Consider the following 21,968-nt stretch of genomic DNA (forward strand, 5'->3'; position numbering starts at 1 on the left):
AGGTTTCAGGTCTCCAGACCTTCTCTTTGCAGCAGATCCAGAAGCTGCGCGTCCGGAAGAATGAGGCCCAGATGCTCAAGAATCCGGCTTCTCACTAACCGGCCATTTGCGGTCACATAGCCCTGGACGTGACTCAAAGGCTGGTGAAGCAGGTAAATGCGGCGTAAGCGTGCGTAGTCCGGCAGGGTTGCGTTAAGTCGGCGGATTACGGACTCAATCTCTACTTTGCGTGCGGCGCAGGCAGGCAAGCCCCCTTGGCTTAATGCCAAAATGGCGCTGGGCTGAGGTTCGCCGTCACCGAACACCAACGCCTGGCGTGCGCCCGTCGCCAGACAGAGTTCGCTCTCCAGCCATTCCGGGCTGATATTTCGGCCGAAGCTCGTGATCAGCAGGTTTTTTTTGCGACCCTCTATGTAGAGATAACCGTCACCATCCAGGCGGCCGAGATCACCCGTCTGGAGCAGACCGTCGGACGGGGGCGCGCTGCCGAGATAGCCGAGGTAGCTGTTGCCCGAAACAGCGATCTCACCCTGCTCACCGCCACTTCGGTCACCTTTGCCATCGACACTGACGTGCAGGTGGCCCAGTGGTTTGCCTACCGACCCGGGCCGCTCGTTTCCGGGCGTGCTTAGCGCCACGACAGACCCGCATTCAGACAGGCCGTAGCCTTCATATAGGGGCAGCCCGAGGCGTCTTGCCTCATCCAGCAGCGCCGGGGGCACACGGCCGCCGCCGACCGCCAGGAAGCGGAATCGGTGGCCATCAAGAGCGCCGCCGGCTGCGGCGTTGACCAATACAGCAGCCAGCTCAGGCACCAGAATCAAGGAATGCGGACGCACACGTCGCAACTGGTCGATAAACTGATCCGCATCGAGACCGCTGCTGCCATTCATGCCCAGCATCTGCAGAGGTAAAAGCTCGATCGTTGCGCCCATGCTCAGCGACAGGTAGACACCTGCAATATTCTCCAGCAGCGTCGCCAGGGGCAGCACACTGGCGTGGCGGGCCAGGCCGAGCCCGTGGAGCCGGTCCCGCAAGGCCAGGGTGGTAGCGCTCAGATGCCGGGCCGAGAGACACACGCCCTTGGGGCTTCCGGTGCTGCCGGAGGTAAAGGTGACCTTGGCCGTGTCCGCGTGAATGTAGGGAACAGAGTGCGGGTTATGCCCTGCAGCAAGCGGCTCCAGCCAGGCGAAGCTCGACAGCTTCACTCTTTGCGAACCGGCCGTGCCCTGGTCCGGCCACAACAAGCCGTCCAGGCCGGCACTGCGGATCAGATGCCCGGTTTGGGTAGGCGAGAAGAACCCCGGCACGGGCACGCAGACCACATCCGCCAGCAGGCAGGCGAGATCAGCAATAACCCACGCCGGGCTATTGTCGCCACAAAGCCCCAACCGCATGGTGCCGGCTTTTCTCAGCTCGTATGCCAGCTCCATGACGGCGGCCCAGGTTTGGCCGTAGCTCAGGCTCAGATCAGGAGAAACCAGAGCCGCCACGTCCGGCTGGCGAATGGCCATTTGCTGCAGCAGGGCAGGAATGGATTCAGGCACTGTGGACATAAGCGCTCTCATCCTCTTGGGCCTGGCCGATCCAGGTCGTACCACGGAGCTTTCCGGTGCGACTCATCGTCTGATACGCCTGCTCGACGTTGACACCGACAACGACCGGACCATGCGCGTAATAAGCGCCCCAGCCCTGGCCGGCATCGGCCAGACGCGCCGGGTCCGCTGGCGCCAGTTCAAGCAGCGCGATGCCCATGCGTCTGAGACTGTTGAACAGCGGCTCCGTGGCGGTAAACGTGGCCCACTGGAATCCGTGCGCCATCAACCAGACGGTCAGGCTGGCAAATAGGTGGCGGCTGACGCCGGCCTCAACACCGGCGAGGTGAGCGATTTCAGCCAGGCGGGCGCGGTCCGCGCGCTCATGGCCTGATAGACAAGCTTCTATGGGTGCGTCAAGGTAGTCCTCCAGAAACAACGCCTCACCGGCAGCGCAGCGTATGCCGACCGCCGCCAGCAAAGTCCCGCTGGCCGTTGTCATCGCCAACAGACGCGGTATCCGCAACGGTGGACGTGCCCCATAAGCCTGCTCGAACCGGCGGCCGATAAACTGGGTAACGGCCGCTGCAGTGGGCGTGTCGGGCTCGATTTCAGATAAAAGCCGTCCCCTGCAACTGACTGCGGGACAGGCTTCCGAAGCGTCGAGATTACAGGTTGCAGACAGCATCAACGGGTCGGACATAGGGAACTGCTCCTTCGAGTGTGTTCCCAGCCTATCGGTCAAGCCTTAAAGTATGCTTACGCGAACCCAGGAGAATGCTTAAGCCGCGCTTAAGAATTCCGTGGCAGACTTGGGTTTCTGATATTAAGGATCCCGATGCGCATTCTGCTCGTAGAAGATGATCACCCGCTCGCCAAGACCATGCTCAGCATGCTGCGCGACAACCAGAACACCGTCGACTGGCTGGATGACGGCCAGCAGGCGCTGAATGTGCTGCCGACTGAAAACTTTGACCTGGTTATCCTCGATCTCACACTGCCCAGGCTCGATGGTCTGGAGGTACTGCGGGGAATACGGAAGCAGAACTGCCACACCCCGGTAATCATCCTTACCGCGCGGTCGAACCTTGAGGAAAAACTGCAGGGGCTCGACGCCGGCGCAGACGATTACCTGACCAAGCCTTTCGCCATGGCGGAGCTGAAAGCGCGGATTCGTGCGGTAGCCCGGCGACTGGCCAATCCGTCACAGCCCAGCCTGGACGTAGGGGCGCTCTCACTTGCGCCCGAAAGCGGAAAGCTCACGATAAGGGACGAAACTGTTGTGCTACCCCGAAGCGAGTTTCAGGTTCTGCAGTTCCTGATGCGTCATCCTGATCAGGTCGCTACGCGGCGTCGGCTGGAAGAACAGTTGTATGGCTGGGACCAGGGCGCGGAAAGCAACGCCCTGGAGGTCCATATTCACCACCTGCGGCGGCGAATCGGAAAATCGACTATCCGAACCATCCGGGGTGTCGGCTACATGCTCGACAGCGCCGAAGCCGGCAAAGCGGTAGCGCACCCGTGTCCCTGACCCGCACCCTCACCCTGCTGATCTCCACAACGGTTCTGGTCATCGCGGCGCTCGCGGCCCTGTGGAGCTACGTCGAGAGCAACCATGAACTGGAAGAGTTGTTTGATGCTGAGCTTGCCCAGAGCAGTCGCATCGTCCAGGGACTGGTGCGGCATCTGGTGGAGACCCAGTCACCCGAGCAACTGACCTATACCCTCACGGAAACCCTGCAATTGCCCCAGGGCGCCGAACTGGAGGGGGATTACGACGAAATATTGCCAGACGGGGCAGGACACAAATACGAGAAGAAGCTGGCATTCGAGGTCTGGTCCGCGGACGGTTTACCGCTGCTGGACACGTTAATCGCCGAGGATGAGACACCCCTTCAGCCCGGCTACTCCTGGGCGGAATCAGCAGGTTTCCGCTGGCGCACTTTCACCCTGAAAGACCCGGAGACCGGCTTCTGGATACGGACAGGACAGAGAGAGGACATCCGGCAAGAGCTGAGTCAGGAGCTTGCCGTGGGCAACGTAATCCCGCTTCTGCTCGCGCTGCCGCTTTTGGCCTTTGCCATCAGCTTCACCATCAGGCTCGGTTTCCGCCCCCTGCTCCGGCTCGAAAACCCGGTCCGCGACATGGCCCCGCAAAACATCCACCCCCTGGACGACCGCCATGCGCCGCATGAGGTTCGCGGCCTGGTACAGGCAGTCAACGGACTGCTACAGAGACTGGACGAAGCCCTGGATCGCGAGAAGCGTTTCTCCGCCGATGTCGCACACGAGCTGCGCACGCCGTTGGCCGCGTTGCGACTTAACCTCGAAAAAGCCTGTGAATCGCATCCTGCTGCTTTCACGGACTTACTCGAGGCCGTAGACCGTATGGTGCACCTCGTCGAACAGATGCTGCTACTCAGCCGGGTGGATGCAGGTATCCACTTCGACGAAGCGTATCGTAACCTGTCGGCGATTGTGGCCCAGAGTATTGCGGATGTCGCGCCGCTGGCATTGCAGAAATCGATTGAGCCCGTCCTCAACGATAGTGCGGGCAAGGCATTTATTCACTGCCATGAAGCACTCATCAGCACGCTTATGCGCTCCCTTCTCGCCAATGCGATCCAGTACAGCCCGCCCGGGACAACAGTGGAAACACACCTGGAATCCAGCGGCGAAGGCTTCCGCATCAGTGTTTGCGACCAAGGGCCCGGTATCCCCACCGAAGAACATGAACGGGCACTCGGGCGCTTCTCCAGGCTTGACCAACGCGTTGGCAGCGGCGCAGGACTGGGCCTGGCGATAGCAAAACGGATTGCCGAACTGCACGGGGGCGAGCTTACCCTGCTGGCCCGCAACGATAACCAGACAGGACTCTGCGTGAACATCTGGCTCCCGGCCACCCAGCCAAAGATTCCACCGCAGGGTACTTAAGGCTGGCTTAAGCTTGGTTGGACATTATGGGCGCGCTTCACCCACTGCTCATTGTCTAACGCCAGGTTGCCGATGTCGTATTCCAGTACCTCGTTCTCTCGCCTCTCGACCCCGTCAGTCCGCCCCGCCCCGTTTCGGTTTTTCTTTCGCCGGGCCGGCGCCTATGCACCTCTGCTAGCGCTTTTTTTCCTGGTTTTGTTGGTGGCGGGGCTGGCCAGGGCGCTTCTGGTAGCCTGGCAGCTCGAACGGGTAGCTGATACCGGTATGCTACCGATGATTTTCCTCCACGGGCTGCGGGTAGATCTTATCCTCGCCGGCCTCGCCGTAGCGTTCCCACTATTGCTCGTGCCTTTGCTCGCTCACCGCCACTGCTGGACGTTGTGGAAGCGCTTCACCTTTTTCTGGGCCATTGGCGCTATTTGTCTCATCCTGTTCATGGAACTGGCGACGCCGACGTTCATAGCCCAGTATGACGTCCGGCCCAACCGGCTGTTCATTGAGTACCTCAAGTACCCCAGCGAAGTCATCTCAACGCTCTGGACCGGCTACCGTTTACCGGTCCTGCTGGCGCTCGCGGCCTGTGCCGGCCTGACCGCGGTCGCAGCCGCAGTACTCCGGCCCTGGCTGACTACCCCCGCCAACCCTTCCTATGCGACCACACTTCTGATCTGGCCGATTGCCGTACTGGCGGTATTCATGAGTATCCGCTCAACCACAGACCACCGGCCCGCCAACCCCGCAATGTTTGCACTGACCTCCGACGCGTTGGTCAATTCCCTCATCATCAACTCCACCTGGTCCGTCGCTTTTGCGGTATACAACCTCAAGCACGAAGCAGAAGCTGACGAGTCCTACGGTGAAATGACCCAGGCGGACGTACTGCAGACTGTGCGCGGAGCGCCCTGGTTGGCCGATGCCGATTTCCCTTCGGAGCGGTTCCCGACGCTGCACAGTCAGGCCCCCAGTCAGACACTGTCCCGACCGCTCAACCTTGTAATTGTGCTTGAGGAAAGTCTGGGGGCGAGCTTTGTCGGAGCCCTCGGCGGCAAGCCGCTAACACCCAGGCTGGAAGCGCTGAAAGAGCAGGGCTGGTGGTTCGAGAACCTGTATGCCACTGGTACCCGTTCGGTCCGTGGCATCGAAGCCGTGATTTCGGGGTACCTGCCCTCTCCCGCCCGCAGCGTTGTCAAGCTGTCCCTGGCCCAGGACCACTTTTTTACCCTGGCTGACCTGCTCGGCAACAAAGGCTACGACACTGGTTTCATCTACGGCGGCGAAGCGCATTTCGACAACATGCGCAGCTTTTTCACAGGCAATGGCTTCGAGCACATTGTGGACCAGACAGACTATATTGATCCGCTGTTTACCGGCAGTTGGGGGGTCAGCGATGAGGACCTGTTCAACAGAACCCATGCCGAGCTGCAACGGCTCCACGACGCGGGCCAGCCGTTCTTACGCTTGGTATTCTCGTCATCCAATCACGCGCCATTTGAATTCCCTGACGGGCGCATTACGTTGCAGGGTAGCGAGAAGCACAGCGTTGAGAACGCCGTCAGCTATGCCGACTACGCGCTGGGTGCGTTCATCGAGCAGGCCCGGGCCAGTGACTACTGGGGGGACACACTATTCCTGATTGTTGCCGACCACGACGCTCGGGTTTGGGGCAACGAACTGGTACCTATCAAGAATTTTCACATACCCGGGCTGATCCTCGGTGCCGATATCGAGCCGAAACGTATCCATACCCTGGCCAGCCAGATCGATCTCGCGCCTACACTCTTGTCCCTCATGGGTATCCAGAGCGAACACCCCATGATCGGCCGCGATCTCGCCCTGGACGCCGAACAGCCGGGTCGCGCCATGATGCAGTTCAACGATTACTACGCCTGGATGGAGGGCGATTTTGGCGTCACCGTACTGCGCCAGGATCAGCCGCCCTTAAGTGGGGCCTACGAACCAGGAACCGGTGTGACAACCTACAGTGAAATGCCTCCTGCTCCCTCTAGCGTGCGTAAAGCCCTTGCGCATGCGTTATTGCCGCTATGGCTGTACCGCGAACAGAAGTATGGAATCCCAGCGGCAGACGGACTCAGGTAGCCACGGGTGATTCGCATCAGCTCATGCCTGGCAATTGGATTAGCCCCCTAACAGGCCTTGCGCGAGGAAACCTGTGGCAAACGCTAACCCGGCTGCTGCAGTGCCCATGACCAGGGTACGCAGCCCAGAGCGCCAGGGCGAAAGGCCGTATACCGCGCTCTTAACCATACCAATCCCGAGAAACACCGCCCCGGCCAGCCCAAGGCTCGCCAGGAACTGTGCCGTGCTTCCAAGGCCGGGTAGCGCATAAGGCAACAGTGGCAGAGTACCCACCACAATGAAGGCGGCGAATGTAGCAAAGGCTGCTCTCAGCGGGCTGAGCCCATCACCGGAAAGGCCATACTCCTCCCGCAACATGGTCTGCACCCATAGATCGGGATTGCGGCACACAGCCGCTACCACTTGCTCCAGCAACTCTCCCTCAAACCCTTTTTTACGAAACATCTCGCGAACCTCTTCGCGTTCGCCTTCGGGCACCAGGTCGATGTGTTCGCGCTCCGTTCGCTCAGCGCTAGCGATCTGGGCCAGTTGCGCCTGACCTGCCTCATAGTTGCTTACTGCCATACTGAAACCATCGGCAAGTAAGTTGGCGAACCCCAGCACCAATGCGACGTGCGGAGGAAAACCCGCGCCGAAGGCACCCGATACAACCGCAAAGGTGGTAACACAACCATCGATACCACCCAGTACAGCATCCGGCAGCGTAGAGGCCCTCGTTGGAACTGCCAAACGGTCTCGCACCGCCCGAGGCTGGTGTTCGGCCAGGAGTCGCTCACGGCTTTGGGGGGACATGGCAGGACCTCTTGACGTTTTAAGCCAGGATTTTATGAGTATAAACAACCAATCCTGTCTTAACCTCAACCAGTGCTCGGTGGTTCGACGAGCCCGAGTCGTCCGCAATGTTTCGTGCGACAAAAAGGCCTTTCATCGACTCATCCAGCAAGCCGATAGCGCTCCTGAGTTCATCCTCTGCCGCTCCCGAAACATCATGGGTCGGCCGCTTCTAATAGAGGCCTAACATTGGGCCGCCGACAAATACGGAAATGACAAAGCACAACCCCGAAACCATGAGAACCCAACCCAACAAGCGATCGTACTGTCTCGCATAACTTCGGACTTTGGGCACATCTATCAGCGGATCATCCGATTGATTAAACACCCCTACCGGAAACGAGATCGCTGACGCGTACCACAATACCCTCAAGCCGAATCCGTCCCACGAAGCCGGTCTGCCTACACCGTCCCGGAGCATTTGCCGTTCAATTCTAGCCATCGAGAAACGGGCGAACAGGAGCCAGGAAATAAACGTTGTCAGCATCAGGATGCCGAAAACCGCAAAGAACAAATCTCTCATTGTCGGCACCTAATCCCAAGCTAAATCCCATTCCCAAAGCCAAGCGGAGAGCGCTTTCCCGGCCCGATCTGCCACCATGCCGGTCGCAAGACCGGCCACAATACCCGCCCCTACAATAGCTGCAACGATAGCCCAGCCAGCGGGACCGGTAAGAACGAGACCCGCCTTTGCAGCTAAAAGCCCGCCACCCAACACCGTGTATTTTCCCGCCAAACCGCCAGCCGCGCCTGCTGCGCCCAATCCAGTCATTTGCATTGCACCTTCTCGCAGCCAGTCTCCACCGTCCTCGCGGATGCCGTTAACCTTATGTATTCTCAAACCTGCATCTACTGCTAGGGCCACTTTACCTAAATTATTTATACCTCGGCCGAAGGAAGCCATACGACTAGCTTCTGCGGTATCTGCAATAAAAAGCCGGGCGTCCGGTTTACCCAGTGGCCTGCGCTGCGCCAGAGTGATTGCTCTGTGTGGATTACTAAGCGCATTGCCACGGTTTTTGCTTCGCAGCGCTTCCGGGGACAGCCGATTAAGCTCCCTTCTATACAAATTGCTCATTTCACTATAAGCGTAGCGAATCTTGGTCTGAGCCTGATGACGGCGTTGCCCAACACCGGGCCCGTGCGACTGTTCGACTTTTTGACCCTCAAGCACCGCTTCCTGATATTTGAGGAGCGCGCTCTGAAAGCCATTCAGTCTTGCAGAGGCTGCGCTAGCGCTAGCTCCTACCAGCGAGTTCACAAGTTCTATCTGCTCCCGGTCCAGATTGTGCTTCAGAAATAAAGCTAGCTGGTTAACGCCATCGCCGAGTTCTTCTGCAGCCCGAGCGATACTGCTGCGCTGGCCGGCGGGAAGACCGTTGATTCTGGTTAATATGGTACGAGTTTGCGGATGGGCGGTATCGAGAGAGTATGCTTTGCCTGGGGCGATCGAATCGTTCAATCCCAAGCCGTTAATTTTCAAGAAGCTGGCAAGATCATTCGGATCGTCACCAACTAAGTCGCCAGGGCACATCAAACGTTTGGAAAAAAATATATCGGGCACTGGTTCTCGCTCCTTGCATGGGTAGACCGCCATCCGTGACTTGACGTTACATTCTATTCACTTAGAGCATGGGCACAAGGGTCGCTTTGCTAATTGTTGAACTTCCCCTTAAAAAACACGTAAAGCGACATCCCTTGTCTTCGCACTACCCCAGCGCCAACCACCCAGCCAACACCAGCCCACCCGCCAGAGCAATCACCATCGGCCCTGCCACCAGTCGCCCCAACTTCCAGCCACCGATGCCTGCAGCGAGGCCTGTCTTCACGAGGTTGTTTACCGTCGCGGCGATGACAATGCCCAGGATCGCGGTCTCCGCAGACAGGCTTTCCTGGGATAGCCGCGTCAGCGAGAGCGTAATGGCGTCAACATCGGTGACGCCGGATACCGCGGCCAGCAGGTACACGCCGGCGTCGCCGAACCCTTCCTGCAAGAGATGACCCAACAACAGAATGACTGTGAGCAACGCACCGAACCAGAGCGCGGACTTGAGGTCCAGCGGGTTTTGCTGGTGACGCGGCTGCTCGGCATTAACCCAGCCGCGATGCCGTCGCCAGAGCCACGCGGCAGGCAGATAAAGCAGCACCGTCATCAAGGCGACGGGCCAGAGCAATACAGGCAGGAGATCCGGATTAATGAGTGCGCAATAGATCAGAATGCGCGGGAACATCGTACCGCAGGCGATAAGTATGCCGGCGGCCAGCAGCGGCTTGAGTCCGGGGTTGTCGCGGCCCAGGCGGGACAGGTGCAGCGTAAGGGCGGTCGACGAGCTCAGGCCGGCAAAGAAACTGGTAAACAGCAGGCCCTTTTCGGTGCCGCCGATACGCATGGCGAAATAGCCGACAAAAGAAATGGAAGCGATGAGCACCACAAGCCACCAGATCTCAAACGGGTTGAGCACACCGCCAGGCCCATAGCCCTGATTCGGCAGGATGGGCAACAGCACCACAGTGATGAGCAACAGCTTCAGTGCGGCATCAAGTTCCCGTTCTTCCAGCTTGGCGAGCAGCCCATGCAGCTCGGCCTTGTTGTCCAGAATGAGCGCAGTTACCACGGCGGCGGCCGCGGGTATTGCAGGATCGACCAGCAACGCGGCTGACCCGAAACAGAACGTCAGGCACAGGCCGATCAGTCCGGTGATGCTGTAGTCGTCGCTCTGGGCCGCCTTCAGCCGGTAACCCATCAGGCCTATGGCAACCACCGCCAGAAAAAAGGCGGGCAACACCCAGGGGGTCAGCTCCAGGGACAGCAAGGCCGCGAAACCGCCCAGCAACCCGGTAAGCGCATGGGTACGGAGACCCGCAACACGGCCGCCTGCCCGCAATTCCCGGTTCTGCCAGCCGCGCTGCAGCCCGATGAGCGCGCCTAGCAGGATGGCCAAGCCAAGCCGAAGCAGCGTGGTGTTCTGATCAAACCAGTCGAGGCCGGCTGTTTCCATTGGTACGAGGGTCTCCGGATGCATAACGAGCTTGCTGTTGGCAGCCGAACTGAACGAAGAAGCTTACTCAAACCAGACGTACTAGACACGAGATACAAGATAGATATTCAGTATCCCTATCCGGCAGCCAAAAGCGCAACAGCTGCGTCGCGCTCCGGCTGATTCTGGGGACTACTCCGGCCTACTGGCGAGCGTCTTTACATTGTCGTGAATCTTGAACAGCACGATCAAAAGTTCGCACGTGATCCTCGCAGCGATAGCGCCCCCGATAATCGTGAGCAGCCCCATGATGAAGCTGGTGAACGTTATCCCCTGGAAGGTTGCAAACATGCGAACAACGCCGTTGAAAAGCACCAGGAGCAAAAGCAGCCAGTAAATAAAGGTGATCATTTTCGGGGTGAGCATTGAATTGAAGTAGAGTACGTCTTTCATATGACCTCCGTCATCGATACAGGGTTGTAGAGCCAGCTACTACGCGCCCACCCGCTAGTGTCCTGTCCGGGCATATACCGCTGAGACGACGACTTGGCCAAGGAAAGCACTTTCTTTGTGTACGAACTCGCGCAACGTCACATCAACAATGACACCCGTCACGCCCGCGTATTTCCCACCGTCTCAGCCACGCAACACTAGTCAGGCAGTGAGACATGAGCAGTAGAAATACATCGCTTTAGAAAGCACTTCAGCGCCAGTGTAGCGCAACTATACAAGTGTGTACGCAGGCGGAAGGCAGATTCTCTGCTCGATTATTGCAATCGTCTGGTATCGAGCGCGTCGAGAATCGCGCACGGCATTAAAGGCCTGCCCAGCAGCTGACGAGCAAGTCGGAAGAGTTGGCGTTGAAGATTGCCGGGAGGCGTGCGATACAGGCGCCTCGCCCAGGTCGGGCTTAATGGCACAGGGTGATGGCAAAAGGGGTGTGGGGAACGGAGCCCCGACTGGGCTCCGTTGAAGCAGTTTTCAGAATCCCTTGCGCTGAACGTCCCACCCTTCGGCGTCGCAGCCAAGACAAGGCCCGGCAAAGAGGTCAGCGGCGTCTTGATCGCCTTTGAGCTGGTAATCCCACCAGGCTGTCGTGATGCCGCGGTAGACACCGAGGTCGCCGATCGGTGCAAAGTGGCTGGTGCCCTGGCTGTTGGCCCAGAACACGGGGACATTCGCGGCCTGATACACGGGCGCCTGGTTCCTTGAGGGGGAAGCCACGAAATCGCTGCTTCCGGACAACAGCAACATCGGTCCTGTCTGATCTCCCTGGGAGGCGGAATCATGCCCCAGTCCGACAACGTAGGGCTGAATTGGAGCCGTAGCAGTAATCCGCTCATCACGACCCGCCATCAAAGAGCCACCACCGCCCTGGGAGTGGCCGGTAGTGCCGACCCGTGTCAGGTCCAGACTGTCGGCAATCGCCGAACCACTAATGCCATCAAGGCAGTCGAGCATCTGTTCGCCGGTGCCGGCGTTACTGGTATTGGCCGCCACTACTACGTAGCCCCAGGACGCCCAGTGCTCAAGTCCCTCGCTGTATGCTGAAACCTGTGTGGAGGTACCGTTGCCCCAGAGGATCACCGGGTGATCGTCCGTCAGCGTAACCGGACGGAACACCGTGCAAGTGCTGCCGCTGGCCTCGGACATGACTGCATGTGGCCCCGCCACTGCGTAGTCCGCAAACGTGTCAGTAGTGGCACCGCCACCAGGGCTCAGTGCCCAGGCTGAACTCGACAGCAACAACGCCCCAACAATCGCAAAGCGCGCCCGCGCCGGATCAAATAGCATCTTCATAGAGCTTTCCTTGAGTATCTTGTTTTTGTGTTTTTGGTGCAGTTCCTACCGGGCTCAGTTTGGGGTTATCGGGCGGGGCTGAACGGTATCTTTGTCACAGTTTCGCGGAAGAGCTCGAGGCATGAGCATTGCCAACACTTGCACGAGCCGACGATTCAACGCTGCATCCCGACGGTGCTTGCTGCGCAACCAGCTTCAGCTAAGGCGTTCCACTGGAAATAGCACAGCTCAGAAACGAAGATAAAAAAACGAGATCTACTGCTCGGCTAAGCAGCAGAAACCCCGGGGGCGCCCTTTTAAAACACCAGGCAACCGTTGGAACCACATGCCAGTGATTTGCCAGATCTGGCTCCACCCCGGGCTACACAACCCTAGCTCTTCAATCCCTTGATGAGCTTAACCACGCCCAATACCAGCGCCCCCGCGACAATCCCAAACAACGCATTGAGCAAGGTTGGAATGGTGAACTCGAGAATGGCTCCCGCTCCGGCAACGCCTGCCGATGCCGCCGCTAGCTCTTCCACACCGTGGTATACCGCCGGGATGCCGTGGGCAAGTATACCTCCGCCCACCATGAACATGGCCGCAGTGCCGATGATGGATAGACTCTTCATCAGGTAGGGCGCCGCGCTGACAATGCCGTTGCCGACACTGCGGGCGAATGTTGAGCTTTTCTCGCTCAGGTGCAGCCCCAGGTCGTCCAGCTTGACGATGCCGGCGACCAGACCGTAGACGCCGATGGTCATGATCACGGCAACGACGGACAGGACGGTGACCTGTTGGCTGAAATCAGCAGTGGCGACAGTGCCGAGGGTGATGGCGATGATCTCGGCGGAGAGGATGAAGTCCGTTCGCACGGCGCCTTTGATCTTGTCTTTCTCGAACGCCACCATGTCCACGCTGGGATCGCTCAGGGCTTTTACTTCTTCGGCGTGGGCCTTCTCGTCATCGTGGGCGTTATGAAGAAATTTGTGGGCGAGCTTCTCGGCGCCCTCGAAGCAGAGGAACGCACCGCCAACCATTAGCAGAGGCGTCACGGCCCAGGGAATGAATGCGCTGATCAGAAGCGCCGCAGGCACCAGGATCAGTTTGTTTATGAATGAGCCCTTGGCGACGGCCCAGACCACCGGCAGTTCCCGCGCGGGGTTAACGCCAGTGACCTGTTGGGCGTTGAGCGCGAGGTCGTCGCCCAGCACGCCTGCAGTCTTTTTCATCGCGACTTTGGTCATGACCGAGACATCGTCGAGAATCAGGCTGATGTCGTCTATCAGGGTAAGTAAGCTGGCTCCGGCCAAAAGATTGTCCTTTATCTGCTGCTGAGTGTTGTCGGTATACACCCCCTTGAGATGGGATACACCCGGGTCTGCGTATGAGTCTATACGATGGGGCGGTTACGTTCCCATTTCCGCGGGGTGACATTCCTGCTTAGCGGGTGCGCGCGATGGAGCGCTATTGCTCTCACTCATCTGTCCAACGGGCAGCCGCCTGTCGCGGTAAGCAGAAATCTGCATGCCCGAGGGTTTATCCCGTAGACAGGCGCCCAATGTCCCACTCTGGTAACCCGCATGTGGTTCACGCGGGCGGACGTTGCTAGCATGTCTGCCGCTCGCTCAGTTTCATTTTCCCGGCCGGAACCCCTCATGAGATTATCCGCCAAGCTGTGCAACACCATGGGCGGGCCCAACACCTGTCGCTGGATGCTGCTGCTCTTGCCAGGGCTGGTGCTTGTGGCTGCGGCGATGGCCAGCGTCGTGCAAACTCCAAATGACCTGGCCTCACATCAGCCCTTGCAGAAAGTAGCACCCGCACAGCTAGCATTCGACCAAGAAGCGCTCGATGCGCTCAACCTCGACGACATGCTCGAGCGCGCAACGGGGTACCACACCCGGGCTTTGTCGCTGGACGGCAGAATCACGGCTGCGCTGGAAAGCGGTGTCGCGGATCTACCTGAGGCCCTGCCACCAATGGCGGAGGAACGGGTTCGCCTGCTGATCCGCAAAGCCGTTCCGGGTCCCCAGGGCCGGCAGCTCGGGGATCTCACGGTGCGGTTCCACCGCTATCAGGTAGCCCAGCGCAAACTGGGCCTTCTCGAAGCCGCGCCCACCAGCCGGGCTGCCTTTGAGGCGCGTACAAAACTCCAGATTGAGCATTTCGGTGCGGACGACGCCCGGCGCTTGTTCGCCCAACGAAACGCGATCCTCCGGGCCATGCTCGAGCCGGACGAATGACCTTGGCCGCCGCTGGCAGCCCGCCCATTGCGCCGCTGCGCACCGCTGACTTTATCCTCGCGGGCGTCTCCGGTGTGCTATTGGCCCTGCCCTACCTTCTACCTCAACTCTTCCTTATTAGCTGGATCGCCTTCGTTCCCCTGCTGTTCGCTTTACGGGATAAAGGCCCCGGCCAAAGCTACCTGCTGGGCGTGGTTACCGGGCTGACCACGTTCGTTGCTGCGGCCTGGTGGATCATCGAGTTCATCACCCGCCTGAAGGGTTATGACCTTCCGCTGACGCTGGCCCTCGCGGTTCTGTTCTGGGTGTACAGCGCCCAGCTTTTCGGGCTATTGGCGCTCGCGTTTGCCTGGCTGAGACGACGCTCAGGTGTGCCCGACCTTGTGCTTTTCCCGGTATTGCTAGCGGTGTTTTTTGCGCTCTTCCCCATGCTGTTCCATATACAGCTGGGCGAGAGCCAGAGCCGGTTTCTGGTGGCCTTGCAGGCGATTTCGTGTACCGGCGTTCACGGGCTGGATGCGGTGATCGCCCTGAGCAGCATTGTCGTATTCAAGCTCCTGAGCGGCCGCCCGGTTCGGGGCGAGGTCCCAGCCCTATCCGCCGCGGTCGCGGTTATTGCGCTCTGGCTGGGCTTCGGGTTTTTCAGCCTTTCTGACTGGGACCGGCAGATGGAAAGCTGGCAGACCCGCAACATCGGCTTTGTCCAGCACAACACCGGCCCACTCCTCTCCCCCGAACCGCCCACACCGGGCTACAGTCGTGGGTATCCCCGGGCGATGGAGCTGACCGAGGGGTTAGCCGATGCGGGGGCGGAGCTGGTGCTCTGGCCGGAGACCCGGTTTATCCAATATTTTTCCAAGCCCCATGTGCGAAGGGCCTTTGAGAGTCAGGTCGCTGACATGGGCGTGCCACTGCTTTTTCAGGACATGGAGCAGGTTCACGACACGGAAAGTAAAAACAACCGTGACGTTGGCCGCGAGTACAACACGGCGCTGCTGCTGAATGCCCGGGGCGAGGAGCAGGACCGCTACCGCAAGATCAGACGCGTGGCGTTTGGCGAGTATCTGCCCTTGGTGGGCGATTATCCCCGCATGTCCGCTTGGGTCACTGGGCTTTTCGGGGGCTTTTACGACAATGTCAGCGCCGGGACTGAGCCGAAGGTGTTCGGCGTAGCGGGTATGAGCCTGGTTCCGCTGATCTGCTATGAGGCGATGTTTCCGGAACTGGTGGCAAACGCGACGGCTGCCGCGAAAAGAAAGGGCCAGGTCTTGGCGGTGCTGTCGAATAACGCCTGGTTTGGCGCGACCCGGCAGCCCTACCAGCACCTTAACGCTTCGGTACTCAGAGCAGTGGAGAACCGGGCGCCCCTGGTTCACGTGATCAACAATGGCCCGTCCGGAGTGGTGCTGCCCAATGGCCGGTTTCTGTTTCAGGCACCGTTCGGGGAAGAGGCCGGGTATCTGGTGGACATGCCCTACTCTCCGGAATCGGGGGGCAGTTTCTTTACCCGCAACCCTTACCTGTTCAGCGGTGCCCTTTATGTGCTCCTGGCCGGCTTTGTGTTGAGCGCCATGATTCGCCGCCGGCGTTCCCGCAGGGGTGTCACCAAAGGCTAACGACCCAGTCACGGACGCTAGCTTTGCAGCTTACGCCAGCGCCCGGGCGACAAACCCGTCCAGCGGCGGAAAGCCCGGTAAAACGTACTCACCTCGGCGAACCCCAGTGACTCGGCAATGGCGGGCAACGACGCATGGGTATCCGCAACGGCCTGGAGCGCACGCACCTGGCGCACCTCATCAAGCAGGCCATCAAAAGTATGCCCCTGTTCACGTAGCCGCCGGGCCAGGGTGCGCTCGCTGATACCCAGAGCTTTCGCAGCCATAGACCGACGCGGGAGATTCGGGCCCAGTCTGGTCGCCAGCCACTGCTTCATCTCCGGTACTGAAACACTGCTCATACTCAATGCGGCCAGGCGCGCGGTGGAATAGCGTTCGTGCACCTGGGCGAGCTGGGGATCCGCCTGGGGCAGCGGCTGGTCCAGCACGGCGTTATCCATTAGCACCCCGCTAAAGGCCTGCTCAAACTCGACCGGACACTGGAACACGGCCTGATACCCCGGCAGCGGCCCCAGCCGCGCCTGACTGAACTGCACCCGTAACGGCTGCATACGTGTGCCCGTCACCCAGCTGGCAAAGCCCACCACCGCTGCCAGCACGGCCTCTATCTGGTAGGGGCTGAAGGCCAGCTTGCCCTGGCGGGGATGATAGACCAGCCAGGTGGCGGCCTGCCCCGCGAGCACCTGGAAGCGCCCACCGTCCGAGATCAGGCGCTGGTACCGCTGCACCATCACCACGGCCTCGCGCAGGGTCGCGGCGGACTGCAGCGCAAAGCCCACGCCGCTGATACTCATGGGGGTGAATTCCGCGCCGACTTTCAGGCCGAAGCCGGGGTCGTTAGTGCAGCGCTCGGCGGCGTGCCAGAGCCGAGTGATGTCGTCGATAGGCCAGCGTTCCTGCTTGCGCGCCGCTGCGGGAAGGCCTGCCGTGGTCAGCAGTTTGTCCGCATCGACAGACAGTCGCTGCGCCGCGGCGATCACAGTATTTACCCATCCCAGCGAGACTGTGGCCTCTAATGTCAATTTGGCTGGCCTCTAAAGTCAATTCAAGTGCCATGGTACCGGTCTATCTTAAGTCGGGACAACTAATCGCTTTAGCGGGATGAGCAACACTGTCCAGGTGCAGAACGCAGTACTGGCAAACGCGGACAAGCCAACAGGACCCGGGTATTAGCATGGCTAAGGTAATGACTTCAGACATCCTGGTGATCGGCGGCGGGCTGGCCGGTATTGTCACGGCACTGGAAGCCCTGCGCGCGGGCAAGCGTGTCACCCTCGTTGACCGAGACACCGCCGAGCGCATGGGCGGCCTGGCGTTGTGGGCCTTTGGCGGCATGATGCTGGTCAACACGCCCCTGCAGCAGCGTATGAAGATCCAGGACTCGCCGGAGATTGCCCTGGGTGACTGGCTGAGCTTTGGTGAGCTTGAAGCGGGTGAGCGATTTTCCGGGGAGGCTGCGTCCCAGGATGATCCACGCCTGCAATGGGCCCGATATTACGTCGAGCACTCCCGCGCTGAGGTCTACGACTGGCTGAGCAACGAAGGGCTCAAGTTTCTGCCGGCGGTCAACTGGGTTGAACGCGGCCGTTTTGGCGACGGCAATCGCCTGCCCCGCTACCACGTGATATGGGGCACCGCCCGGGAGCTGATCCGCTGCCTGCTCGCCGCCCTGCATCGGGCCAACAGTGACGGCAAGCTGACCCTGCTGCACCAGCACCGTGTTACCGGGCTTGAGCAGCAGGGCGGCAAAGTCTGCGGCGCATTGGCCGTAGATGAGGTAACCCAAGAGGAAGTCCGGTTGCAGGCTGACGTCGTCGTAATGGCCACGGGCGGCATCAACGGCGAGCATGGGGAATGCCGCGCCAACTGGCCCACCAACCACCCCCAACCCGCCACCATGCTCAACGGCGCGCACCCCCACGCGGACGGCCGGCTGCACCACTGGGTCGCGGACAGCCTGGGCGGTCAGATCACCCATGCCGGCGAGATGTGGAACTACGCCGCGGGCATTGAGCACCCGTATCCCCACTTTGCCGGCCACGGCCTTTCAATTATCCCGTGCAAGTCCGCCCTGTGGCTCAACCACCGGGGCGAGCGCATCGGCCCTGAGCCTCTCGTGACCGGCTTTGATACCCACTGGCTCTGCCAGCGGGTCGCCGAGCAGGAGCAGCCCTGGACCTGGCATTTGCTGAACTGGCGTATCGCCGCCAGGGAATTCGCCATCTCCGGCGCCGAGCATAACGCCCGGATCCGGGACAAGCAGTTCCCGCTGTTTGTAAAAGAGCTGCTGCTGGGCAATCACAACCTGGTTCGCCAGATGCAGCGCGAAAGCCGCGATTTTCTCGTCGCGGATACCCTGGGCGAGCTGGCCGGCAAGATGAATGCCCGCACCGCCGCACACCACATCGACCCCGCCGTGCTCCAGGCAACGGCGGATGCATTTGACGCCAACTTCACCTCAGGGATACACCTGCACAACGACCCCCAGATTCGTCTGATCCAACACGCCCGCGAGTGGAAACCGGACCGCCTGCGCACCTGCAAACCCGCGCCCCTGCAAAAGCCCGGCGCCGGACCCTACATTGCCATCCGCATGCAGCTGATCACCCGCAAGAGCCTGGGCGGGCTACGGACTGACCTGCAAAGCCGCGTGCTCGACGTCCAGGGTGCGCCCGTACCGGGACTCTACTGCGTCGGTGAGGCTGCAGGATTTGGCGGCGGCGGTGCCAATGGCAAACGCTCATTGGAAGGCACCTTCTTGCCCGGCTGCATCATGACCGCCCGCGCCGCGGTTCGCTCTATCATAGCCGGAGGCTGACGCCATGAACCCCAAGCTGACTTACCCCGCCAGCACCGCCGACTATCAGGCTCTGGCTCACGCCCGCTTACCGCGCTTTCTGTCTGACTACCTCGACGGTGGCGCAACCGATGAGCAGACGCTGCGCGCGAATGAATCCGACTGGCGCCAGATCAAACTGCGCCAGCGCGTGCTGAAAGATGTTGACCGGGTCAATACATCCACCACTCTCGCCGGCCAGCGGTACACCATGCCTGTGGTGCTCGCGCCGCTCGGCCTTGCGGGCATGATGGCGCAGCGCGCGGAGGTACAGGCCGTGCGAGCCGCGAATGCTGCGGGCATCCCGTTTACCCTGTCGACTGTGGGCATCTGTTCAGTCGAAGAAGTACAGGCGGAGGCACGAGATCCGGCCTGGTTCCAGCTCTACATGATTCGCGACCGCGCCCGTATAGAGGCCCTGCTGGACAAAGCCTGGGCCGCCGGTTGCCGAACGCTGGTCTTCACCGTCGACCTGCCCCTGCCGGGCATGCGCCACCGGGATTTCCGCAATGGCCTGTCCAGCACGGGCGCGCGTTCAAAACTACTGAAGATCACCCAGCTGCTGGCCCGGCCCGGCTGGCTCTGGAATGTCGCTGTGCGCGGCGGCCCGCTCAGTTTCGGTAACCTCAACGATGCCTTGCCCGACGCGAGCAATCTTGATGCGTTCAAAGCCTGGATCGACACCCAGTTTGATCCGACCGTGACCTGGGCCGACATCGCCTGGATACGTAAACACTGGCAGGGCAAATTGCTGCTCAAGGGCATCCTGGATGTGGAGGATGCGCGCTTGGCAGTTGAGGTCGGCGCCGATGGCATCGTCGTCTCCAACCACGGCGGTCGCCAGCTCGACGGCGTTGCCACGGGGGCCGCCAAGTTGCCGGAAATTGTTGCCGCGGTGGGCGGCCAGACGGAGATTCTTGTCGATGGCGGTATACGTAGTGGCGTGGATGTGTTCCGCGCCCTGGCCCTGGGCGCCGAGGGCGTGATGATGGGTCGCCCCTGGGCCTGGGCACTGGCCGGCGCCGGTCAGGACGGGCTGAACAAGCTGCTGACGAGCTGGCATCACGAACTGCGACTGGCCATGACGCTGACTGGCGTAACCTGCGTCGCCGATATCGGGCCGGAGCAGTTGGACCGGCACAGCGAAACACCCGCCGAAGCCCAAGCGCTACAACCTGAACCAGAACCTGTCCGTTAGTTTTGAATCCCGAGATCCGGTCCACGAAGGTTGGAGAACAACAATGATGAACGGCGCACAAGCCCTGATGAAAACCCTGGTCGATGCCGGTGTTGAAGTCTGCTTCAGCAACCCCGGCACCAGCGAGATGCACTTTGTCGCCGCCCTCGATAGCGAACCCAAAATGCGGGCTGTACTTGCCCTGTTCGAAGGCGTTGCCACCGGTGCGGCGGACGGCTACGCACGCATGGCCGACAAGCCCGCGGCGACGCTGTTGCACCTGGGTCCCGGGCTCGGGAATGGTCTGGCCAACCTGCACAACGCGCGCAAAGGCAAGGTCCCAGTTGTGAATATCGTCGGCGACCATGCTACCAATCATGTGAAGTACGACGCCCAACTGCAGTCGGATATCGAAACCGTGGCGCGCAACGTCTCCCCCGGATTCGTGCGTACCGCCACGAGCACCGCCACGCTCTGCAAGGATGCGGCTGAAGCTATTGCGGCGGCCCGCAGCCTGCCGAACCAGGTCGCCACACTGATCCTGCCCGCGGACGTGTCCTGGGGCGAAGGCGGTACGCCAAGCGCGCCCCTGGCCCCGCCCAAGCCGGCGCCCGCAGATGACGCCACGATTGAAGCCATTGCCGCGGCCATCCGCACCGGCAAAAAAGCCGCCCTGCTCATGGGTGGGCGCTCCCTGCGGGAACCCAGCATGCTCGCCGCGGCCCGCCTCGCCCAGCACTGCGGCGTTGTGCTTCTGGCGGAGACCTTTCCCACCCGCATGGAGCGTGGTGCTGGCCTTCCGCCCATAGAACGGCTGGCGTATCTGGCAGAACTGGCGACGGTGCAACTGACTGACGTTGAGCACCTCATCCTGGTGGATGCCAAGGCGCCGGTTTCCTTCTTTGCCTACCCGGGCAAGCAGAGCTACCTGGTGCCGGACACCTGCACCGTGCATACCCTGGCAGCGCCGCATCAGGACATCCTCGCGAGTCTCGAAAAACTCAACAATGCACTCGGTGCCAGCCGGGCCAAGCCGCGCCTGCAAACCGGCCAGAGCCCCGGCCGGCCCAAGGGCAAGCTCACGGCGGAAAAAGTCTGCAAGGCAGTGGGCCATGTGATGCCCGAGAACACGATCCTCGTGGATGAATCCATCACCTCGGGCCTGATGCTCTCGGCCATGACCGCCGGCGCGCCCCGCCACGATCTCATCACCCTGACCGGTGGCGCCATCGGCCAGGGCCTGCCCAACGCCGTCGGCGCTGCCGTGGCATGCCCGCACCGCCCGGTACTGGCGCTGATCGGCGACGGCTCCGCCATGTACACCAATCAAGCCCTGTGGACCATGGCCCGGGAACGGCTCAACGTCACCACTATCATCTTCAACAACGCGTCCTATTCGGTGCTGAATATTGAGCTGGAACGGGTCGGCGCGGAGAAGATCGGAGCCAAAGCCAAGTCCCAGCTGGACCTGCGCGGCCCCGTGCTCAACTTCGCCCAGCTCGCCCAGGGCATGGGCGTTCATGGCGTGCGGGTCGATACCGCGGAGGATCTGCTGAAAGCCCTGGACTACGCCCTGGCAACTTCAGGCCCGCACCTGATCGAAGTGATGGTGCCCGAATCACTGAGCGGCATGAAACGCCGGATACTGCCCTGGATGCTGCGCTCGCTACCGAGCCTGCCGTTGCCGGTGACCAGGGCGCTGAAGAAGAAGCTGGCGCCTTGAGCGGTTCGTAGGTCGGAGGCGCTGCGGCGATCTTCAAAACCCGTCTGCTGTCAGTGATAAAAGTTACTGAGAACCTAATCAGACTCAGTTCACAAACGTGATTGCATAGAATTAATCTCATCGAAGAGCTAATCTTATTTGCGGTTGGAAGCGCGCTCGGAGAAGCAACCATGGTTACGCCGGTAATCGTGGGTCGCGCTAAAAAAAGCGCTA

Annotated in this window: 18 protein-coding genes; 8 read left to right on the forward strand and 10 right to left on the reverse strand. The window is 60.6% G+C overall.

Going from position 1 to position 21,968, the window contains the following annotated elements; translation table 11 throughout:
* Positions 1 to 5: 5 nt before the first annotated feature.
* Positions 6 to 1,556 carry an AMP-binding protein gene (locus soil367_RS14915; RefSeq protein ID WP_172962363.1) on the reverse strand — a complete coding sequence of 517 codons (1,551 nt, stop codon included), beginning with the start codon at positions 1,554 to 1,556 and terminating at the stop codon, positions 6 to 8.
* Positions 1,540 to 2,238, reverse strand: a complete 699-nt coding sequence (locus soil367_RS14920; RefSeq protein WP_136549846.1) for a thermostable hemolysin — start codon at positions 2,236 to 2,238, stop codon at positions 1,540 to 1,542. Before soil367_RS14920 ends, soil367_RS14915 begins: the two co-directional genes overlap by 17 nt.
* Before the next feature lie 135 nt (positions 2,239 to 2,373).
* Here soil367_RS14920 and soil367_RS14925 point away from each other — a divergent pair, with 135 nt between their 5' ends.
* The 3 genes from soil367_RS14925 to soil367_RS14935 all read left to right on the forward strand — a co-directional run bounded on the left by soil367_RS14925 (position 2,374) and on the right by soil367_RS14935 (position 6,566).
* Complete coding sequence (locus tag soil367_RS14925; RefSeq protein WP_136549847.1) at positions 2,374 to 3,066, forward strand: response regulator transcription factor; 693 nt, start codon at positions 2,374 to 2,376, stop codon at positions 3,064 to 3,066.
* A complete protein-coding gene (locus tag soil367_RS14930) occupies positions 3,057 to 4,469 on the forward strand; it encodes an ATP-binding protein (protein WP_136549848.1) in 1,413 nt (470 codons plus the stop codon). The genes soil367_RS14925 and soil367_RS14930 overlap by 10 nt, the downstream gene beginning before the upstream one ends.
* 72 nt (positions 4,470 to 4,541) lie before the next feature.
* Positions 4,542 to 6,566 (forward strand): LTA synthase family protein, encoded by a 2,025-nt coding sequence (locus tag soil367_RS14935; RefSeq protein ID WP_136549849.1) that lies wholly within the window; start codon positions 4,542 to 4,544, stop codon positions 6,564 to 6,566.
* Positions 6,567 to 6,605: 39 nt separating this feature from the next.
* Here the strand turns inward: soil367_RS14935 and soil367_RS14940 are convergent, their stop codons facing one another.
* The 7 genes from soil367_RS14940 to soil367_RS14970 all read right to left on the reverse strand — a co-directional run bounded on the left by soil367_RS14940 (position 6,606) and on the right by soil367_RS14970 (position 13,470).
* The gene (locus tag soil367_RS14940; RefSeq protein WP_136549850.1) at positions 6,606 to 7,358 is read right to left on the reverse strand and encodes a VIT1/CCC1 transporter family protein; all 753 of its coding nucleotides are present in this window, start codon (positions 7,356 to 7,358) and stop codon (positions 6,606 to 6,608) included.
* Positions 7,359 to 7,569: 211 nt separating this feature from the next.
* Positions 7,570 to 7,920, reverse strand: a complete 351-nt coding sequence (locus soil367_RS14945; RefSeq protein ID WP_136549851.1) for a hypothetical protein — start codon at positions 7,918 to 7,920, stop codon at positions 7,570 to 7,572.
* 9 nt (positions 7,921 to 7,929) lie between these two features.
* The gene (locus soil367_RS14950) at positions 7,930 to 8,961 is read right to left on the reverse strand and encodes a hypothetical protein (RefSeq protein WP_136549852.1); all 1,032 of its coding nucleotides are present in this window, start codon (positions 8,959 to 8,961) and stop codon (positions 7,930 to 7,932) included.
* A 145-nt stretch (positions 8,962 to 9,106) separates the two neighbouring features.
* Positions 9,107 to 10,396 carry an MgtC/SapB family protein gene (locus tag soil367_RS14955; protein ID WP_136549853.1) on the reverse strand — a complete coding sequence of 430 codons (1,290 nt, stop codon included), beginning with the start codon at positions 10,394 to 10,396 and terminating at the stop codon, positions 9,107 to 9,109.
* A 171-nt stretch (positions 10,397 to 10,567) separates the two neighbouring features.
* Positions 10,568 to 10,828 carry a DUF4282 domain-containing protein gene (locus soil367_RS14960; protein ID WP_136549854.1) on the reverse strand — a complete coding sequence of 87 codons (261 nt, stop codon included), beginning with the start codon at positions 10,826 to 10,828 and terminating at the stop codon, positions 10,568 to 10,570.
* 528 nt (positions 10,829 to 11,356) lie between these two features.
* Positions 11,357 to 12,175, reverse strand: coding sequence for a poly(ethylene terephthalate) hydrolase family protein (locus soil367_RS14965; protein ID WP_246065341.1), 819 nt, complete (start codon positions 12,173 to 12,175; stop codon positions 11,357 to 11,359).
* A 371-nt stretch (positions 12,176 to 12,546) separates the two neighbouring features.
* A complete protein-coding gene (locus soil367_RS14970; protein ID WP_136549855.1) occupies positions 12,547 to 13,470 on the reverse strand; it encodes a DUF808 domain-containing protein in 924 nt (307 codons plus the stop codon).
* A gap of 345 nt (positions 13,471 to 13,815) precedes the next feature.
* Between soil367_RS14970 and soil367_RS14975 the strand changes: the two genes are divergently transcribed.
* Both soil367_RS14975 and lnt read left to right on the forward strand, forming a co-directional pair.
* The gene (locus soil367_RS14975) at positions 13,816 to 14,403 is read left to right on the forward strand and encodes a hypothetical protein (RefSeq protein WP_136549856.1); all 588 of its coding nucleotides are present in this window, start codon (positions 13,816 to 13,818) and stop codon (positions 14,401 to 14,403) included.
* Positions 14,400 to 16,019 (forward strand): apolipoprotein N-acyltransferase, encoded by a 1,620-nt coding sequence (gene lnt / locus soil367_RS14980; RefSeq protein WP_136549857.1) that lies wholly within the window; start codon positions 14,400 to 14,402, stop codon positions 16,017 to 16,019. The genes soil367_RS14975 and lnt overlap by 4 nt, the downstream gene beginning before the upstream one ends.
* 17 nt (positions 16,020 to 16,036) lie before the next feature.
* Here the strand turns inward: lnt and soil367_RS14985 are convergent, their stop codons facing one another.
* Positions 16,037 to 17,041, reverse strand: coding sequence for an AraC family transcriptional regulator (locus soil367_RS14985; RefSeq protein ID WP_136549858.1), 1,005 nt, complete (start codon positions 17,039 to 17,041; stop codon positions 16,037 to 16,039).
* A gap of 152 nt (positions 17,042 to 17,193) precedes the next feature.
* On the opposite strand from soil367_RS14985, the gene soil367_RS14990 reads away from it, so the two are divergent.
* From soil367_RS14990 to soil367_RS15000, 3 genes are read left to right on the forward strand one after another with little or no spacing between them, the layout of a single operon-like run.
* On the forward strand, positions 17,194 to 18,837 hold the full coding sequence (locus tag soil367_RS14990) for an FAD-dependent oxidoreductase (RefSeq protein ID WP_136549859.1): 1,644 nt from the start codon (positions 17,194 to 17,196) through the stop codon (positions 18,835 to 18,837).
* Between the two features lie 4 nt (positions 18,838 to 18,841).
* On the forward strand, positions 18,842 to 20,053 hold the full coding sequence (locus soil367_RS14995) for an L-lactate dehydrogenase (RefSeq protein ID WP_136549860.1): 1,212 nt from the start codon (positions 18,842 to 18,844) through the stop codon (positions 20,051 to 20,053).
* Between the two features lie 43 nt (positions 20,054 to 20,096).
* A complete protein-coding gene (locus tag soil367_RS15000) occupies positions 20,097 to 21,755 on the forward strand; it encodes an acetolactate synthase large subunit (protein WP_136549861.1) in 1,659 nt (552 codons plus the stop codon).
* Positions 21,756 to 21,968 lie beyond the last annotated feature (213 nt).

Origin of the sequence: Hydrocarboniclastica marina, assembly GCF_004851605.1 — a bacterium.
GTDB classification, from domain to species: Bacteria; Pseudomonadota; Gammaproteobacteria; order Pseudomonadales; family Oleiphilaceae; genus Hydrocarboniclastica; species Hydrocarboniclastica marina.

Coding starts and splice junctions, on each gene's coding strand:
- soil367_RS14915 (WP_172962363.1), bottom strand. CDS start 1,556: ATGTCCACAGTGCCTGAATCCATTCCTGCCCTGCTGCAGCAAATGGCC.
- soil367_RS14920 (WP_136549846.1), bottom strand. CDS start 2,238: ATGTCCGACCCGTTGATGCTGTCTGCAACCTGTAATCTCGACGCTTCG.
- soil367_RS14925 (WP_136549847.1), top strand. CDS start 2,374: ATGCGCATTCTGCTCGTAGAAGATGATCACCCGCTCGCCAAGACCATG.
- soil367_RS14935 (WP_136549849.1), top strand. CDS start 4,542: ATGTCGTATTCCAGTACCTCGTTCTCTCGCCTCTCGACCCCGTCAGTC.
- soil367_RS14940 (WP_136549850.1), bottom strand. CDS start 7,358: ATGTCCCCCCAAAGCCGTGAGCGACTCCTGGCCGAACACCAGCCTCGG.
- soil367_RS14945 (WP_136549851.1), bottom strand. CDS start 7,920: ATGAGAGATTTGTTCTTTGCGGTTTTCGGCATCCTGATGCTGACAACG.
- soil367_RS14955 (WP_136549853.1), bottom strand. CDS start 10,396: ATGGAAACAGCCGGCCTCGACTGGTTTGATCAGAACACCACGCTGCTT.
- soil367_RS14960 (WP_136549854.1), bottom strand. CDS start 10,828: ATGAAAGACGTACTCTACTTCAATTCAATGCTCACCCCGAAAATGATC.
- soil367_RS14965 (WP_246065341.1), bottom strand. CDS start 12,175: ATGAAGATGCTATTTGATCCGGCGCGGGCGCGCTTTGCGATTGTTGGG.
- soil367_RS14975 (WP_136549856.1), top strand. CDS start 13,816: ATGAGATTATCCGCCAAGCTGTGCAACACCATGGGCGGGCCCAACACC.
- lnt (WP_136549857.1), top strand. CDS start 14,400: ATGACCTTGGCCGCCGCTGGCAGCCCGCCCATTGCGCCGCTGCGCACC.
- soil367_RS14990 (WP_136549859.1), top strand. CDS start 17,194: ATGGCTAAGGTAATGACTTCAGACATCCTGGTGATCGGCGGCGGGCTG.
- soil367_RS14995 (WP_136549860.1), top strand. CDS start 18,842: ATGAACCCCAAGCTGACTTACCCCGCCAGCACCGCCGACTATCAGGCT.
- soil367_RS15000 (WP_136549861.1), top strand. CDS start 20,097: ATGATGAACGGCGCACAAGCCCTGATGAAAACCCTGGTCGATGCCGGT.